Genomic DNA, 18,616 nt, shown 5'->3' with positions numbered 1-18,616 from the left:
ATCCACCACTAAATTCCGTACCGTCCAGTCATGTCTAGTTTAAAGGCGTTCCTCCCCCAATTAGCCGATGTCATCGGGAGCACACCTGCGGCTCTTTATGAAAGGCAGCGAGCGCTCGTGCGCCAAGGCGTCCTGCAACCCTTAGTCGGGCGAGGTCCGGGTAGCGGTGTCGAGCTTTCAGCGGATGCTATTGCAGCCTTGCTCATCTCCGTGGGGGCGGCGTCGTCCCTTTCCGAAGTCGACAGTCGAATTATCAAATATTGCGAAGCCCAATCTGCGATTGGAAAGTGCCTTTTTACCAACCAAAAAAAACTCCGGGGGGCGCTCGCTGTAATCCTCACTGATCTACATTTATTGGGCCGCACGGGCGATATCGTGGTCCATCACGAATATCCACTTGCAACAATCGACTATCGCCGCGAGGACGGCGAAATCGAGCTGAGCCTGTTTGGAACCACGAAACCACTGCCACAGAGTCGTTCTAAAATGTGTTCGCTGATCCGATCACAGTTGCTGTCCGAAATATCCAACTTGCTTCGGGAGACAAATAGTGAAGGGACATCTTAGAGAACGCGCGGCCGGGAGTTGGGCCATTGTGCTCGAACAGTGTGACGCGGCGACTGGCAAACGCAAACGGAAATGGCACAGCTCCAAAGGTATCAAGCGTCAGGCTCAGGTCGAATGGGCGCGCCTGATCTCAGAAATGAAGGATGGATCCTACGTAGAGCCCTCCAAGCTCACGCTGTCGCAGTTCACTGACCGTTGGCTGCGGCCCATTAAGCCGAATGCATCGCCGCGGACGCATGAGCGGTATGAGCAACTCGCGACTAGCGTCATCGACAAGGAGGCGTTCTAACGTGGCAACCGTCCGCAAGCGCAAACTTCCGTCTGGCCTCATTCGATGGCAGGCAGGCTATGTCGACGGCGCCGGCGAGCGCCGCTTCAAGATGTTCGACCGCAAATCCGATGGCGAGGCCTGGCTCATTGAAACGCGTCACGACGTTGCCCGTGGGGTTCACACCCCCGGCAGCATTTCGCCGACCGTCAATGAAGCCGGCGCGCTGTGGATCAAGCGCTGCAACGAAAAGAAGCTCGAGGCCATGACGATCAAGGGCTACGAGGAGCATTGCGCACTGCACATTTACCCGTTCATTGGCGCGAAGAAGCTGTCGGACCTGACGGTGCCGGCGGTCAACGCGTTCGCAGACCAACTCCGCGACGCTGGCCGGTCGTCCGAAATGATAAAGCGCGTCGTCCGGTCCCTCGGCGCGATCTTCAAAGAAGCCCGTCGGCGCGGGCTGTCCAACGTGGCCCCTACCATTGGCCTCGATTTGGATCTTCCCGAACGCGACGATCCCCGCCCCGTCATTCCGACAAAAGCCGAGCTCCAGGCAATCATTACGGCCTCCACCGCGCGAAAGAGCCGCCTTTGGCGCGCGCTGGTGCTGGTCGCCATCTTCTGCGGGTTGCGCGCCAGCGAGCTCCGCGGCCTGCGCTGGGTTGACGTCGATTTCGAGGCCCGCCTGATCAATGTCACCCAGCGCGCCGACGCATCGCATAAAATCGGCAGGCTCAAGTCCAAGCTAGCCTATCGGTCGCTGCGGCTTTCATCGCTGCTGCTCAACGCGCTGCGGGAGTGGAAACTGGCCTGCCCCAAGGGTGACCTTGATCTGGTTTTCCCCAACGGGATCGGCAAGGTCGAATCCTATGCCAACCTGATCGAGCACGGCTTTGGCCCTATTCAGATCGCAGCAAACGTCACCAAGCTCGTGCCGGTCACGGACGACGCCGGCAAACCTGTAATCAACAACGCTGGCGAACCCGTTATGCGGGAAGCCCCCCGATACGGGTTGCACGCCCTACGCCACGCCTGCGCTTCGCTGTGGATCGAGCAAGGGCACAACCCGAAGCAGATACAAACCCTCATGGGGCATTCGTCGATCATGGTGACCTTCGACACTTACGGCCACCTGTTCGTCGACAGCGAGGCGGACCAGCGCGCCGCTGACAACGTGCAAGCAAAGTTACTCGGTTCGTAGGCGCAACACCGTTGCAACACGGCTCCGCTAACATATTGTTATTGCTACAGTCGGAACGGATTTCTACTCCGTGGGTTGCAGGTTCGAATCCTGCTGGGATCGCCAGCGATTTCAAGGGGATGCGTGTTCTGTTCTCAATAAATTCGTGTACCATTCCGAAATGAAGAAAACCCTTTGATATCAGGCTTTCCCGTTTAGTCCCGCTTAGTCCGTGGTACACGGATGGTACGTGGCGTTTCAGTTTTTGTTCTCAGAAGCCCCCTCACCCGCGGGGGCTCATTGTTTCCATGGCCTGCACGTTTGAAATCAAAAATCACGATCCAGCAGCCAGGCGCCCCTCAAAGGGGCGATGCATTTATTGCGGTGAGCGTCATTACCGAGAAGCAAACGATCGAAAGCTTGGAGACGAACACGTCATCGCGGAAGCCTTGGGCGGGAACCTGATCATCGAAGAAGCCGCGTGTCAGCAATGCGAGCGCAGGATAAATGATTTCGAACAATCGATACTAAAAACGATACTTTATGCGCCGCGAGTCCATCTTGGGATCCGTCGAAAACGCAGAAAGCGCGGTCACGACACGATCAAGGTGCAGGGCAAGGTAGCCGGCAAGGACGTGGAGATTTTCCTACCCATCAAAAACATCCCGGTCCTGCTTTTCCTTTTGAGATTGGGGCCGCCCGGAATCTTGAACAACAGGCCGGCCGACGTTGCGGAGATGGAGGGTGCCTGGGTTGCGCATCTAACCTCGGGTCCGCCGGTGCCTGCAGGTTTTGAGGCTTTCGCCTCCCCGATTTTAGATACCTACAAATTCTGCCAATTTCTCGCGAAAATTGCGCACTGCTTTGCTGTTGACATGCTTGGCGATGAATTTAGGCCCATGCTCTTAGATGTGATCAAGGAAGAGGCTCGCGCTACGCGGTACGATCTGATCGGTGGAATGCGGAACGATGCGGTCTCGGAAAATCTCCATGAACTGACGCTCAGCCGGTATGTTGGCAACGGCGTTGACTACGCCCTTGTTAGCATCAGACTCTTTGCCAATCTCGGCGCTCCTACCTATTTGGTGGTGGCAGGATCGATTCCTCCTGCCGCTACTTAGGCCCGCTTTGTCTTTGCATCGACCCGCAACGTCTTTGGCATCGACCGGCAACGAAGAACCAGTTTGGGGGCCGGGCAGCCCTCACCTCTCCTCGTCGGGGAGGCGCGCTTGGAAGGCCGATGAACGATCATGGCCTTGGTACGCCGGTGCCTAGGATGGCGTTGAGGGTGGCAATTGCGCCGGTAGCGGCTAAGTTGCCTGCCGCGCCGACAAGAATCCCCTTTACGTCGATCAAGAGTCCAAGCTTCCTAAGGCGTAATTGGTCACCCGCCTTCAAAGAGTGGAGCACACGCTCGATCAGAGACGCGTTTTATGCCTCGCCTGTTTTCCCGCGGCTGTTAAACGCTGAGGCTATCAAGCAAACTGTAGTACGAGGTGTGCAGGACGGGCTCTTGGCTTATGTCGGCAAGAGCAGGGACGGAAGGTTTGTTCCCTTCCATTTCGAGCGCAGCATCGATCCATCAGAAGTTGAAATTTCGGATGAGACGTTCATTATCACGCGAGAGGATGCGCTCGCCTATCGTGATGGACAGGCGAAGCCGGTGATTTCTGAACCCCCGGTCATCGAGGGTGGTCACCCTCCGGCGTCGCCTAGCTCTACAGAACCTGCTTCTCCGACGACCTCGGCTACTGAGTCGCCGGCAAAATCCAAACCCGCCACCGGCGGCCTTCGCGCCCTTCGTTGGAGCGGAGAAGTGCCTTCCCAGAAATGGATGAATTTTTATACTCGTGTGCTTTCGAAATTTGCGACCGGTACGGGTCTGCGTTTGACGGTGAGAGTGGAGATTGCGCCCGAGGGCGGCGTGTCCGGGCAAAAGGTTGAAGAGACGCGGAGCGCGCTCAGGGAGCTTGGACTGAATGATATGTTGGATAAGGATTTATAGGCGACGATAAGCTTTATCTATAGACCCGGCAGCACCGTCACAATCACCGCTGGACGTCATAAATCATGATTTTTGCACAACGTCTCGACAGCGGGCGTAGAGTCTGTTGTGCCGACAACGGACGACACCGTTACCAGGCGTCTCGCGCTACACTCTTGCCGATGTAGCTCCAGGTGGTGTTGGAGAACTCGCCGTCAAAGGTCAGAGGACCGGCCTTGAACCTTCAATGGTGTCCGACCACGATGTCTGGTTCAAGGCGGGCATGCGCAATTGCTCAGGCCGAGAGGGTTTATCCACCGTCCCGATGGACGCACGCTCGAGCGCAGAGTTCACCGGTCAGGATCCTCTCACCAGTTTCATGTTCGTCGAGGCGGTCGGACTTCAGCTCTGCAGCTAAAGCTCGATCGGCAGAAGGAAGCCTCTCGCCGTCAGACGAGGTGGAAATGTGTCAAATGCAGCTCCGCGCCGGCAGGTGCAAACGGGGAAGCCAGATAATGCCCATCCGGGTGCACCCCCGCTCCCAATCCCGGATCCGGCGCTTGAGAAGTGATCGGCGATGTCGCTAACCAGTGACTGTCAGGTTGGGACAAATCCAGCGGATGGAAGCCGGCGGAATTGCCATGGTCAAGGTGCGCAAAGCTGAACCCGCTGCCGTTGCTCATCGCGTAGGCGTCACCCGCGGCCGTGTTGGTATTTCCCCGGCCCACCTCCGGTAAGGAGCCATGGCTGGCGGGCGCGCCTGAATTTACCGGCGGATCATAGACGATCGTGCCTGTGCCCCCGTCGCTTGCGAAGCTGAAATTCTGCGCGACATAAGTGCCAACAAGGTGGAGCAACGCCGAGTTTGTTCCATCGCTGACCGATAGCGTGTCATGGACCGGATCGTAGGTCTCCGAGAACGAACTGGAGGTGTAGCTGATGTCCGTGAGATCGATCTGGTCCGAACCCGCAAGCGTGCCGTCTCCGGTGAATCCCGAGATCAGGCCCGCGAAGCTGCTGGAATGATCCAGGATCAAGGATCCCGTGGAGGCCTGGAACACCACAGTGTCGGTCGCCGCGACCGACGAGCCGAATTCCAGGTGAGCGCCATTGTCGATCGTAAAGCCGCCGGACCCGGTAACGGAGCCTGAGACATCGAGCGTAGCGCCGGTAACGACGACGCTGCCGTCGTTGACGAGGTCGGCATGGATCGTACCGGTCCCCATCAGTACGGCGGAGCTACCGACATGGACGGCGCCCGCAACGCTGGTGGCGCCTGTGCCGATGTCGATAGCGCCGCCATGGGTGATGGTCAGTGTCGCCGAACTGGCGGAAGAGCCAAAATTCAGGCCGGTGGCGGTGACAAGCGAGCCTGCGCCATCGACGGTCAGCGATCCCGTGCTGCCGGGTTGAAGGGCGAGCGAGATGAAGCCGGCCGTAAGCGTACCGCCGTTTTCGACTGTGGCGGTCGCCGTGCCGCCATCGCCGATAATGATGTTCTGGCTGATCAGGGTGGCGTTGTTGATATCGAGCGTATCGGTGACGCCCGCATCGAAGTGAACCGCGACATCGATATTGGTGGTGGTCACCACTGCATGGTCGGCAATGGTCAACGACGCCGTGCCATCGAAGCCGACGCCGATGTTCTGGTATTGGCCGGAGGTGAAATTGGCGGTCGTTCCGGCGCCGGTGATGTCGACCGTGCCGTGACTGCCGGCGAGATTGCCGATGTTGAGGAAACTGGCCGACAGCATGGCGTCCGCCTCGATGGTCATGATGCCGGTGGCGCTGTTGCCGACGGTCATTCCAATCGAGTTGCCGACCACCGCGATCGCCGAGCCAACACCCGATGCGGTGATGGTGCCCTCGTCGTCGATGAAGCCGGATTGCCAGCTCGCGCCGGCGTTGTTGTTGAACGTGCCGGTGAAGCCGCCGGTGCTGTTGGTGAGGACGCCGCCGTCGATCTGGCCGCTGTTGTTGATGATAACGGCTATGCCGCCGTTCTCGGTGATGGCAGGGGTCGAGGCCGCCGTCGCGACCGCCCCGATAGTGCCGGAGTTGTTGATCGTCACCGTACCGGTGGGATTCTCCGTGACGTTGATCGCCGAATGACTGGCCGCCCCGACCACGGTGCCGGTATTGGTGATGGTGACCGATCCGGTCGAGCCGGTGCTGTTCTGCGAGACGTTGATGCCGGAGAAGGCGGTGGCGGTGATCAGGCCGTCGTTCTCCAGGGTGATGGAGCCGCCATGGTTGGTACTGGAGAAAATGCCGGTTCCAGCGGTCAGGCTTCCGCCATTGGTGACGCTGACATTGCCGCCATTGAGCGCATTGGCATTGATGCCATCGGCTTGGGTGCCGGTCGTCGCCGCGGTGATCGACGAGGTGGCACCCGTGGCGACCGTCACGTTGCCGGTCCCGTAGTTGTAGGCGTTGATGCCGGCGCCCGCCGCCGCCACGATGGTGGCATTGCTCTGCACCAACACGTTGCCGGCGACGTTGCCGTTGGCCACGTTCTGGCCATTGGGAGAATAGCCGGCAACGATGCCTCCGGGCGTCGAGCCGTTCGGCGTCAGGTTCGAGCCGGAATGGATGGTGCCGTTGGCGATCACCGTGACGCTGCTGCTGGCGCCATCGGAGCCCGCCTGGCTTTGGGCGTTGATGCCGCTGCTGCCGCCGGTGATGACGTCGCCGGCCGCGGTCATGACGCTGACGCTGCCGACCTCGTTCTCGAACGCCTGGATGCCGAAGATCGAGCCGCCCGAGAGCGTGGCGTTGGCCGCGACATTGACCGCGATATTGCCGGTGCCGAAGCTGTTGCCGAACGCTCCAATGCCATATTGCGCGCCGGAAACCGAGGTGCCGGCCCCCTCGTTCACCGTCACATTGCCGTTGCCGTAATTGTAGGCGTCGATGCCGTAGCCCGCCGCCGCCGTGATGTTGCCGTTGTTGTTGACGACGACGGTGCCGCTGATGCCGGTGTTGGCGGTACCGTTGGCGCCATAATAGCCGACGGCCACGCCCTGGGCCACCGAGCCGCTGGGATTGTTGGTGGTCCCGGAGTTGATGGTGCCGTTGGTCGTAACCGTGAGCGTGCTGTTGGCGGAGGCCGCAATCGCGGTAGCGAAACTGAGGACACTGACGCCGGCGCCGCCGGAATGGATGGTGCTGCCGGCGTCCGTCACCACCGACACGCTGCCGGTACCGTGCGCCTCGGCGCGAATGCCGAACTGCACGGTCGAGGCTATCGCTCCCCCTGCTTCGAGCGCGATATTGCCGCTGCCTTGATTGACGATGTCGATCCCGTCAAACGCGCCGCTGGCGCCGCCGGTGGCGGTCACCGTGATGTTGCCGGCATTGGCCGCGTTGAGGTTCTCGGCCAGCAGGCCGGTCGAGCCGCTGCCCGTTCCGGTCAGGCTGCCCGACGCGTTGACGATGATGTTGCCGGTCCCGCTGCTGCTCTGCTCCGCGATCACGCCGTCGCCGGCCTGCCCGACGACGCTGCCGGACGGATCAAGCGTGATGTCGCCGCTGCCGTTCTGAATGACATTGATGCCGTTGACCGCGCCGGTGATGGTGCCGCCCAGCGTGATCATCATGTTGGCGGCATTGCCGGACGACGTAAAGTCGATCGCGTCGCCAGTGGCGCTGGTGACATTGCCCTGGCCGGTGACGGTGAAATTACCCGCGGCGGAGGCGACTTCGGAGAGAGTGCCGGTAAAGCCGAGCGCGTTGTCGAGCTGCAGCGTGTCGCTGCCGCCGGCGAAGGTAAATATCTCGGCGCCCGATCCGGCCAGTTCGAGCGTCGCGCCATCGTCGATGGTGACCGAACCGGTGGTCCCGCTTAGTTCGCCGGTGACTTCCAGAAGCCCGCCGGTCGCGATGACGCTGCCATCGTCGACCAAGTTGCCGTTGATGATGCCGGCGCCCTGCAGCGCGGTGCCAAGGCCGACATGAACAGCATCGGCAATCGTAATGGTGCCGGCTCCGATATCGACGGCGCCGCCATTGGCGACCGCCAGCGTCGCCGAACTCTGCGACGAACCCAGCGTCAGGCCGGAGGTCTGCACCACGGAGCCTGCGCCGGTAACGGTGAGGCTGCCCGTGCTGCCGGCCTGGCTGGCGATGGTGATGGAACCGGCATCGACGATGCCACCGTTCTCGACGGTGGCATTGGCCGTGCCGGCATCGGCGATGTTGAGGTACTGGCTGTTGAGGGTGGCGCCGTTGACAACCAGGGTGTCGGTCACACCCGCGTCGAAATTGACCGCAACGTCCATATTGGTGGTGGTCACCACTGCCTGGTCGGCAATCGTCAGTGCAGCCGTGCCATCGAAGCCGACGGCGATCTCCTGGTATTGGCCGGAGGTAGTGTTCAGGGTGGTGCCGGCGCCGGTGACGTTGACCGTCCCGGTGCTGCCCGCAAGCTGCGCGATATTCAGGAAATCGGTCGTCAGTGTCGCGCCAGCCGCAACGCTCAGGTTGCCGGTATCGGAATAGCCGACATTGATTCCGTTCGAAGCGCCAACGACCGTGATGGCGGAGCCGGTCCCCGACGCAGTGATCGTTCCTTCGTCGTCAATACCGCCATCCGAAATAGCCGAGCCGCCGCCGCTAACCGCCAGCGTTCCAGAGCTTTGGGAGGAACCTACCCCCAAAAAGTTGGTGGCAGTGACAACTGAACCAGCGCCGGTGACGGTGAGGCTTCCCGTACCGCCGGCCTGGCTTCCAATATTGAGGAAGCCGGCCGTGATCGTGCCGCCGTTTTCAACGGTGGCATTGGCAGTACCGGCCCCGGCAATCGACATATTTTGCGTGGCATTAAGTGTCGCGTCGTTGACGTCAATGGTGTCGGTTACGCCCACGTCATACTTGACCGCATCGTTCATATTGGTGGTGGTAACCACCGCATGATCGGCAATCGCCAGCGATGCCGTACCGTCAAGACCGACCAGAATGTTCTGGTACTGACCGACGGTCGTGTTGAGGGTGGTGCCTGCGCCGGTGACGTCGACCGCGCCATGGCTGCCGACCAACTGTCCGATGTTCAGAGACCCGGCCGTCACCGCAGCCCCGGCTTCGACAGTGAGAGCACCGGTGCCCGAATAACCTACGGTCATCCCATTCGATGCACCGACGATCGTGATCGCGGAGCCCGCCCCCGATGCGGTGATGGTGCCTTCGTCGTCGATATAGCCGGATTGCCACGTTCCGCCGGCATTGTTGTTGAACGTGCCGGTGAAGCCGCCGGTGCTGTTGGTGAGGACGCCGCCGTCGATCTGGCCGGCGTTGTTGATCACGACGGCTATGCCGCCGTTCTCGGTGATGGCAGGGGTCGAGGCCGCCGTCGCGACCGCCCCGATAGTGCCGGAGTTGTTGATCGTCACCGTGCCGGTGGGATTCTCCGCGACGTTGATCGCGGAATGACTGGCCGCCCCGACCACGGTGCCGGTATTGGTGATGGTGACCGATCCGGTCGAGCCGGTGCTGTTCTGCGAGACGTTGATGCCGGAGAAGGCGGTGGCGGTGATCAGGCCGTCGTTCTCCAGGGTGATGGAGCCGCCATGGTTGGTACTGGAGAAAATGCCGGTTCCAGCGGTCAGGCTTCCGCCATTGGTGACGCTGACATTGCCGCCATTGAGCGCATTGGCATTGATGCCGTCGGCCTGGGTGCCGGTCGTCGCCGCGGTGATCGACGAGGTGGCCCCCGTGGCGACCGTCACGTTGCCGGTCCCGTAGTTGTAGGCGTTGATGCCGGCGCCCGCCGCCGCCACGATGGTGGCATTGCTCTGCACCAACACGTTGCCGGCGACGTTGCCGTTGGCCACGTTCTGGCCATTGGGAGAATAGCCGGCAACGATGCCTCCGGGCGTCGAGCCGTTCGGCGTCAGGTTCGAGCCGGAATGGATGGTGCCGTTGGCGATCACCGTGACGCTGCTGCTGGCGCCATCGGAGCCCGCCTGGCTTTGGGCGTTGATGCCGCTGCTGCCGCCGGTGATGACGTCGCCGGCCGCGGTCATGACGCTGACGCTGCCGACCTCGTTCTCGAACGCCTGGATGCCGAAGATCGAGCCGCCCGAGAGCGTGGCGTTGGCCGCGACATTGACCGCGATATTGCCGGTGCCGAAACTGTTGCCGAACGCTCCAATGCCATATTGCGCGCCGGAAACCGCGGTGCCGGCCCCCTCGTTCACCGTCACATTGCCGTTGCCGTAATTGTAGGCGTCGATGCCGTAGCCCGCCGCCGCGGTGATGTTGCCGTTGTTGTTGACGGTCACCGTACCGTTGACGTTGGTGTTGGCTATGCTGGTCAGGCCGCCAATGCCGTTATATCCGGCGCCGATGCCGAACGGCACCGAGCCGCTGAGGTTGTTGGTGGTTCCGGAATTGATGGTGGCATTGTTGGTGACGGTGATGAAGCTATTGGCAGATGCTGTGATCGTGGTGTCGCGATTGGCGGCGCTGATGCCGCTGCTGGCTGAATTGATGTTGGTTCCGGCGTCCGTCAGGATCGTCTGGCTGCCGGAGCCGTAGCTCAGGGCCCGAATGCCGTATTGCACACTGCCGCTGACAGTTCCTGCCGCTTCGATCGAGATATTGCCGTTGCCGTCCTGCAGAGTGTCGATACCGTAAGCGCCATTGGCGCCACCGGTTGCGGTGACGGTGATATTGCCGGCATTGGCCGCGTTGAGGTTCTCGGCGAGCAGGCCTTCCGACCCGGTGCCTTGACCGGCCAGGCTGCCTGACGCGCTGACGACAATGTTGCCGGTCCCACTGCTGCTCTGCTCCGCGATCAGCCCGTCGCCGGCCTGACCGGTCACGCTCCCGGTCGGGTCAACCGTGATGTCCCCGACCCCGTTCTGGATGATGTTGATGCCGTTCGCCGCGCCGGTGATTGCCCCGCCGGTCGTGACGATCACATTGGCCGGGCTGCCGACGACACCTCCCGACGAGGTGAAGTCGATCGCGTCTCCCGTTGCCGCCGTGACGTTGCCCAGACCGGTGACGGTAAAGTTGCCGGAGCTTCCCGAGAACCCCGCGATCGTCCCGGTGAAGCCCGGCGTGTTGTCGAGCTTCAGCGTGTCGTTGCCGCCGGCAAAGAACATGCTCTCGGCGCCGGATCCGGCAAGCTCGAGCGTCCCCCCGTCATTGATATTGATCGATCCCGACCCGCTCAGGACACCCGTGATGTCCAAAAGTCCGAGCGCCGTGATGTTGCCGTCGTCCACCACATTGCCATTGATGGTGCCGGCGCCGATCAGCGAAGCGAAGCTGCCGACATGGACGGCGCCCGCGATCGCCGTGGTGCCGGTTCCGATGACGACGGCGCCGCCATTGCTGACGTTCAAGGTTGCCGAGCTGACGGACGAACCAAAGCCGATTCCACCGGCCGTGACGACGGAGCCTGCACCGGTCACGGTAAGGCTGCCGGCGCTGCCGGCCTGGCTGGACATGGAAAGGAAGCCGGTCGAGATCGTGCCGCCGTTTTCAACCGTGGCGTTGGCGGTGCCGGCATTGGCAATGGTCAGGTTCTGGACGGCATTAAGCGTTGCGCCGTCGACGATCAGCGTGTCGGTGACGCCGGCATCGAAATTGTTCGCAACCTCCATATTGGTTGTCGTGACTACCGCCTGGTTGGAGATGGTCAGCGACGCCGTGCCGTCATTGCCGGCCAGGATGTTCTGGTACTGGCCGGCCGTGGTGTTGACCGTGGTGCCCGCGCCAGTGACGGTAACGGTTCCCGAGCTGCCGAGCAGCTGCCCGATGTTGAGGAAATCGGCGGTCAGGGCAGCACCGGCCGCGACCGTCAGGCTGCCGGCGGCATTGTTGGCGACAGTGATGCCGCCCGATGTGCCCAGCACCGCGATCGCCGAGCCAACACCCGATGCGGTGATGGTGCCCTCGTCGTCGATGTAGCCGGATTGCCAGCTCGCGCCGGCATTGTTGTTGAACGTGCCGGTAAAGCCGCCGGTGCTGTTGGTGAGGACGCCGCCGTCGATCTGGCCGGCGTTGTTGATCACGACGGCTATGCCGCCGTTCTCGGTGATGGCAGGGGTCGAGGCCGCCGTCGCGACCGCGCCGATAGTGCCGGAGTTGTTGATCGTCACCGTGCCGGTGGGATTCTCCGTGACGTTGATCGCGGAATGACTGGCCGCCCCGACCACGGTGCCGGTATTGGTGATGGTGACCGATCCGGTCGAGCCGGTGCTGTTCTGCGAGACGTTGATGCCGGACAGTGCGGTGGCGGTGATCAGGCCGTCGTTCTCCAGGGTGATGGAGCCGCCATGGTTGGTACTGGAGAAAATGCCGGTTCCAGCGGTCAGGCTTCCGCCATTGGTGACGCTGACATTGCCGCCATTGAGCGCATTGGCATTGATGCCATCGGCTTGGGTGCCGGTCGTCGCCGCGGTGGTCGACGAGGTGGCACCCGTGGCGACCGTCACGTTGCCGGTCCCGTAGTTGTAGGCGTTGATGCCGGCGCCCGCCGCCGCCACGATGGTGGCATTGCTCTGCACCAACACGTTGCCGGCGACGTTGCCGTTGGCCACGTTCTGGCCATTGGGAGAGTAGCCGGCAACGATGCCTCCGGGCGTCGAGCCGTTCGGCGTCAGGTTCGAGCCGGAATGGATGGTGCCGTTGGCGATCACCGTGACGCTGCTGCTGGCGCCATCGGAGCCCGCCTGGCTCTGGGCGTTGATGCCGCTGCTGCCGCCGGTGATGACGTCGCCGGCCGCGGTCATGACGCTGACGCTGCCGACCTCGTTCTCGAACGCCTGGATGCCGAAGATCGAGCCGCCCGAGAGCGTGGCGTTGGCCGCGACATTGACCGCGATATTGCCGGTGCCGAAGCTGTTGCCGAACGCTCCAATGCCATATTGCGCGCCGGAGACCGAGGTGCCGGCCCCCTCGTTCACCGTCACATTGCCGTTGCCGTAATTGTAGGCGTCGATGCCGTAGCCCGCCGCCGCCGTGATGTTGCCGTTGTTGTTGACGACGACGGTGCCGCTGATGCCGGTGTTGGCGGTACCGTTGGCGCCATAATAGCCGACGGCCACGCCCTGGGCCACCGAGCCGCTGGGATTGTTGGTGGTCCCGGAGTTGATGGTGCCGTTGGTCGTAACCGTGAGCGTGCTGTTGGCGGAGGCCGCAATCGCGGTAGCGAAACTGAGGACACTGACGCCGGCGCCGCCGGAATGGATGGTGCTGCCGGCGTCCGTCACCACCGACACGCTGCCGGTACCGTGCGCCTCGGCGCGAATGCCGAACTGCACGGTCGAGGCTATCGCTCCCCCTGCTTCGAGCGCGATATTGCCGCTGCCTTGATTGACGATGTCGATCCCGTCAAACGCGCCGCTGGCGCCGCCGGTGGCGGTCACCGTGATGTTGCCGGCATTGGCCGCGTTGAGGTTCTCGGCGAGCAGGCCGGTCGAGCCGCTGCCCGTTCCGGTCAGGCTGCCCGACGCGTTGACGATGATGTTGCCGGTCCCGCTGCTGCTCTGCTCCGCGATCACGCCGTCGCCGGCCTGCCCGACGACGCTGCCGGACGGATCAAGCGTGATGTCGCCCGTCCCGTTCTGGATGATCTGGAAGGGGCTGCCTGAGACGTTGAAGCCGCTCAACGCGACGGCGCTCGTGCCGGCAACCGGCGAGAACGAATTGCCGGCCGCATCGGTGTTGACCGCCAGCGACGACGTAATGGTGCCGTCCGTCAGCGTGCTGAGATTGGCGGTGTAATTCGTCTGCGCCGCCGAGATGTTGACCGTCACCTTGTTCTGGCCATCGGTAAAGGTGACCACGCCGGTATCTTCGGGTCCGAGGCCCGCGATGGCGAAGCTGAGGACCGCAGAACCCGCCGTATTAACCTGTGTATTCGTGACCGTCAGAGACAACGCGGCTTGTTCATTGGTATCTTGATCGATCACATAGGTTGACCCCACATGAGTGGATTGGTCAGCCAGCGCATTGTTGGCCAGATCCTGGACGGTCGTGCCGGTGAAGTTCAACGCGAGGGTACCGTTGCCGGACCCGGCATTGACTGCGATGCTGTATTGGGTCCCGTTGCTGCCACTGACCTGCGTAACACCTGCGATCGAAGCGCCCGTCAGCCCGGTCGTCGACAGGCTGAAATCGCTCGCATTGACGCCGGTTACCGGATCCGAGAACGTCAGCAGGTAATGCACGAGATTTGCATTGTTCGGCGAGCTATCCGTCGGGGTCAGGCCGATCACGGTCGGCGCGGCGGGAGCGACGCTTCCTACCTGACCAACCGCGGCTCCCACGGAATTGCTCAGGCTGCTGCCGGTGTTGTTGGCGACGACCGTCGACAAATCGACGGCGCCGGAGGTTGCCTGCTGAAGCTGCGCCGACGCGCTGCCTTGCGCCACGATGGAGGTGGCGCTGACATTCGTGAGAAGCACCGCCGTGGAACTACCGCCGCTGTCCGCGACCGCCTGGTCCGTTGCCTGATTGACCGAGGTCACCACACTGGCAATGCCCGAGGTCTGGTCACTCGTCAAAGTCGAGGTTCCCGAGGTGACCGAGGCGATGGTGTCACTGACGACCGCCGAGACCACGGAAGAGCTGCTCAGATCCAGAGACCCATTTGCGACGATTTGCGATGCAAGGGCTGAAAACACGCCGCTGGCGGCAGAGGAGAAGTCTGAAGCTCCCGTGCCTGCGACCGCCGACGCAACCATCGAGACGGTGTTCAGCACCTCGCTGGCCGCGACGAAGGCCTGACTATTGCCGGCGTAGGCGGCCGCCACAGTATCGAGGTTGGTCAGATTGACCGTCGGATCGAGGCCGAGCGCGTTGGCAACCGCTTGCGAAGCCGATGCGACGTCTCCTCCATTGGCTGCCGCGACCGATTGAACAAGCGTCGTAAGCGGGGTCACCTGGCTGGACCCCGTCGGAGCCGTCATCACGCCCGTAAATGGGAGATTGGTCGCGGTATCGACACCGCCGGTCAGCACCAACGTGCCCGACGTCGTTCCGGGCCCGAGAACGAAATGACCCGAGGCGTCTGTTACACCCGAAGCCTCGCCGGGATCGAGCTTCCCATTGCGGTTGGTGTCCGCGAAAACAGTCGCGCCCTGGATATAGCCGTCAATGACATAGCCCGACTCGGGACTTACGGTCACGACGTGGTTGATGCCGGCATCGGCAACGTTGCCGGCTTCGTCGGTCGCGGTTGCGTGAAACTGGTTGTAGCTGCCCTGCGCCAGGCTCGTCGTCAGGGTCCAGGCGCCGTTCACGACATTCGCCGTTCCCAGCAGCTCGGTCCCGTTGAACACCTGAACCTGGGACAGGCTGACATTATCCGACACCGTACCCGACAGTGTTACTCCGCCATCCGACGAGAGCGTTCCGGACGTATCCGCCGGATTGGTCAGTGTCACGTTGTTGAACGTGATCGTGGGCGAGGCGGTATCGATCTGCAGGCTCGAGGTCGTGCTGGCGTTGGCGACGCTTGTCGTGTTGCCAGCCTCGTCAGTCGCTGTCGCATTCAAATTGGCGTAGGTTCCGTCCGCGAGATTCGTCGTCAATGTCCAGGAGTGGCTGTTGTTGTCGACGACGGCATTGCCCAGCAACTGGGAGCCGTTGAACACCTGAACCTGCGACACCGTCACGTCGTCGGTGACCGAGCCGGACAGCGTCACAAGGTTGTTGCCGGTGATGCCGTCGTTCGGGGTCCCGGTGTCGACGAACGACACCGTTGCAAACGTGACCGAGGGGGCCGTTTGATCGACGTGCAGCGTTTGCGTGGCATCGGCATTGCTGGCCGTGCTGGTATTGCCGGCCTCGTCGGTCGCCGTCGCGCTGAGATTGGTGTAAATGCCCGGCCCCAGATTTTCGGTGAGAGTCCAGGTATGGCTCGTGTTGTCGACAACAGCATTGCCCAGCAACTGCGTGCCGCTGAATACCTGGACCTGCGATACCGTGACGTTGTCGGCCGTCGTCCCGGACAGCGTAACCGTTCCGTCCTTGGTGAAATTGGCGGCGCCGGTGTGGTCATAGGAGACCGTATCAAATGTGACCGAAGGCGCGGTTGTATCGACCGATACCGACGCATGGCCGGTGGTGGATGAATTGCCCGCGTTGTCGGTGACCACAGCCGTGAAGTCATGGCTGCCCTGACCAAGACCAGTCGCCACGTAATTCCATACGCCCGGGCTGGTCTGTGTCGCGTTGGCGATAAAGTTGCCATTGTCGTCGATCGCGACCGAGGCGACGCCGTTGGCATCGGCGGCGTTAATCGTGATGACATCGGACGTGACGTTGGTTGCCCCGGTCACGGAGGCCGAAATGGTTGCCGTCGGCGGCGTCGTATCGACCGTTACGGTCGCGAGGTCGGCCGTCCTGGTCTGGTTGCCGGCCGCGTCGGTGATCACGGCGTAAAAATTGTGGGCGCCGTCGGACAGTCCGGTCGCGCTGTAGCTCCAGGTACCGTTGCTCAGCGTTGCATTGCCCAGCAGATGACCGGTCGCATCGTCATAGATCGCCACCGACGCCACGCCGTTGGCGTCGGTCGCATTCACGGTGATGACGTCGATCTTCGATTGTGTGAGTCCCGAGACGGATTCAGACTGCGAAACGAGCGCAGGAGCTGTGGTGTCGATTTCAACATACTGGGTTGTACTCGCAGCGGCTGTGGTGCCTGCGCTATCGGTCGCTTTGACGACCAGCTGGTTGTAGGTTCCGTCCGCGAGCATCTTGGTCAGCGACCAGGTGTGGTGGACGTTGTCGACGGTCGCCGTGCCCAACAGCGTGCTGCCGTTGAAAACCCGAACCTGCGATACCGTCAAGTTATCGGTCACCGTACCGGACAGCGTGACGCTGCTGTTGTTGGTGATATGGTCACCCTGCACGCCCGTGTCGGTGAACGACACAGTGTCGAACGTTACTTTCAGCGGCGTTACAACGTTGAGCTGGATAGTTTCCGAGGTTGATGCTGTTTGCCCGAGCGTGTTTGTCGCCGTGACCGTCAGGGCGGCCGTTGTCGCGCTCCCGGCCTGCAGGGTCAGGCCCGCGAGCTGCGGCGGCGAAAGCGTCCAAGTGCCATCCGCGTTCTTGATCCCGGCCGACAGCGACGCATCCGCGGGCACGCCTTTGATGGTCAGGGATATGGTGTCGCGGGCGTCGAACGGAGTTTCCGTGATCCCGAGAGCGATGGCAGCGCCAGCGCTGACCGTCAACGACGCCGGGCCCATCAGCGTCGGAGCGACGGGATTGACGGAGAGCGCGATTGTCTTCGAAACCGAGTGGCCTGTCGATGCGTCGGTCGCCGTGACCGTTAACGTCGCGGCTGTCACCTCGCCGGCCTTCAGCGTCAACCCGGCAAGCTGAGCCTGGGTCAATGTCGCGCTGCCGTTCGTCACGGCGACGGTGCCCGCGGTATCGCTCAGCGTCACGCCGGCCGGTATTCCCGATATCGTCACCGATATGTTCGATGTGCTGGTGAAGGAAAAATCGCTTGCCGTCAGGCTGGAGAGACGCACGCCGCTCAGGACGATCGTATCGGAGGCGTCGCCGGTGATGACGGCGTCGTTACCGACTTGTTTCGCCGACGCCATGACGGCCGCGAAATTCGCGAACTGCGAGGTGTTGAACTGAAGCTTGTCGTTGCTGGCGTTGAAACCGAGAATCGCCTCATTGCCGAAGCCAAAACCCGATGAGCCGACGCCGATCGCCAGCGCGACCGCGCCATCCTCGTTGACCGCAAGGCTTGAGGGCGTCGAGAGCGTCACCTGCGAGGATGACGGAAGCACGAACGTGTCCTTGCCATTTCCGACGGTGACGATGTTGTTGGCTCCGAGATGGACGGTATCGTTGCCGTTGCCGGCGACGATCAGGCTGTTGGCTCCCGCGGTTATCGTATCGTTGCCGTTGCCGACCGTGATCAGGCTGTTGGCGCCGCTCGTCAGGGTGTCGTTGCCGTTGCCGGCAATGATGATGCCGTTGGCGCCGACCGTAATTTTGTCGCTACCATTGCCCGCAGTCACAATGCTGCTTGCTCCTGCGATGAGCGTGTCATTGCCGTTTCCAGCGAGGATCAGACTGTTGTTGCCGTCGGTTACCGCGGCGTTCTGGTTGCCGATAATGCTGGTCACACCGTCGTTCGACATTGGTCCCCCCAAATAAAAACTTTTGAATTCTCCAAACTCATTGCCTTGCAGGCGTCGCAAATGACCGAAGCTTCCAAGCTCGCAAACCCGCGGCGTCCGGCTTCGCCAAAACGAAACCGGATCCGGCAGCGCGCGGTGAGATCGGAAACCCCCTGCCAGGCTTCACTAAAAAACTAGTTATATTGGGCGTGGTGGCGGCCGCCTCACCCGAACGGGTCAAATTGGAAAAAAATGCCGCGACCGCCGGGATTAACCTGAATGGTTCCGGCGACTAACCGGCGAGGCCCCGTCGGAACACATGGGCTTGGGGAGAGATAATCGCGAAATTCAATCACACAGAGCAAGTTCGTCGTAGAGCGACTTCGGATTGAAAAACCGCGGGGGTTGCGGACAGACCGGCGCCTCGAGGCGGTATACCTTGATTGGCAAGAAATCTTGTCCCGCCCGGTTATTGCCCCTAGAGTGACCTTTTTTGAAAGAGGATTTTT

Annotated in this window: 5 protein-coding genes; 4 read left to right on the top strand and 1 reads right to left on the bottom strand. The window is 61.9% G+C overall.

The window, feature by feature from the left end; genetic code table 11:
• The first annotated feature begins 550 nt into the window (after window positions 1-550).
• The 4 genes from B5527_RS44085 to B5527_RS18050 all read left to right on the top strand — a co-directional run bounded on the left by B5527_RS44085 (window position 551) and on the right by B5527_RS18050 (window position 4,023).
• A complete protein-coding gene (locus tag B5527_RS44085; RefSeq protein WP_245332638.1) occupies window positions 551-856 on the top strand; it encodes a hypothetical protein in 306 nt (101 codons plus the stop codon).
• 91 nt (window positions 857-947) lie between these two features.
• Window positions 948-2,039: a tyrosine-type recombinase/integrase gene (locus B5527_RS18065; RefSeq protein WP_172842583.1), complete on the top strand. Its 1,092-nt coding sequence runs from the start codon at window positions 948-950 to the stop codon at window positions 2,037-2,039.
• A gap of 287 nt (window positions 2,040-2,326) precedes the next feature.
• Window positions 2,327-3,139 (top strand): HNH endonuclease, encoded by an 813-nt coding sequence (locus B5527_RS44080; RefSeq protein ID WP_154072330.1) that lies wholly within the window; start codon window positions 2,327-2,329, stop codon window positions 3,137-3,139.
• A gap of 119 nt (window positions 3,140-3,258) precedes the next feature.
• Window positions 3,259-4,023, top strand: coding sequence for a hypothetical protein (locus B5527_RS18050; protein ID WP_154072329.1), 765 nt, complete (start codon window positions 3,259-3,261; stop codon window positions 4,021-4,023).
• Between the two features lie 428 nt (window positions 4,024-4,451).
• On the opposite strand, the gene B5527_RS18045 is transcribed toward B5527_RS18050, so the two are convergent.
• Entirely contained in the window at window positions 4,452-18,128 is a 13,677-nt protein-coding gene (locus B5527_RS18045) for an Ig-like domain-containing protein (RefSeq protein WP_079602727.1), read from the bottom strand.
• Window positions 18,129-18,616 lie beyond the last annotated feature (488 nt).

The organism is Bradyrhizobium erythrophlei (genome assembly GCF_900129425.1).
In the GTDB taxonomy this organism is placed as follows: Bacteria; Pseudomonadota; Alphaproteobacteria; order Rhizobiales; family Xanthobacteraceae; genus Bradyrhizobium; species Bradyrhizobium erythrophlei_C.
Note: the sequence above shows the minus strand (reverse complement) of the source record. Positions and strands in the feature narration are given on the sequence as shown.

Coding starts and splice junctions, on each gene's coding strand:
- B5527_RS44080 (WP_154072330.1), top strand. CDS start 2,327: ATGGCCTGCACGTTTGAAATCAAAAATCACGATCCAGCAGCCAGGCGC.
- B5527_RS18050 (WP_154072329.1), top strand. CDS start 3,259: ATGAACGATCATGGCCTTGGTACGCCGGTGCCTAGGATGGCGTTGAGG.
- B5527_RS18065 (WP_172842583.1), top strand. CDS start 948: ATGTTCGACCGCAAATCCGATGGCGAGGCCTGGCTCATTGAAACGCGT.
- B5527_RS18045 (WP_079602727.1), bottom strand. CDS start 18,128: ATGTCGAACGACGGTGTGACCAGCATTATCGGCAACCAGAACGCCGCG.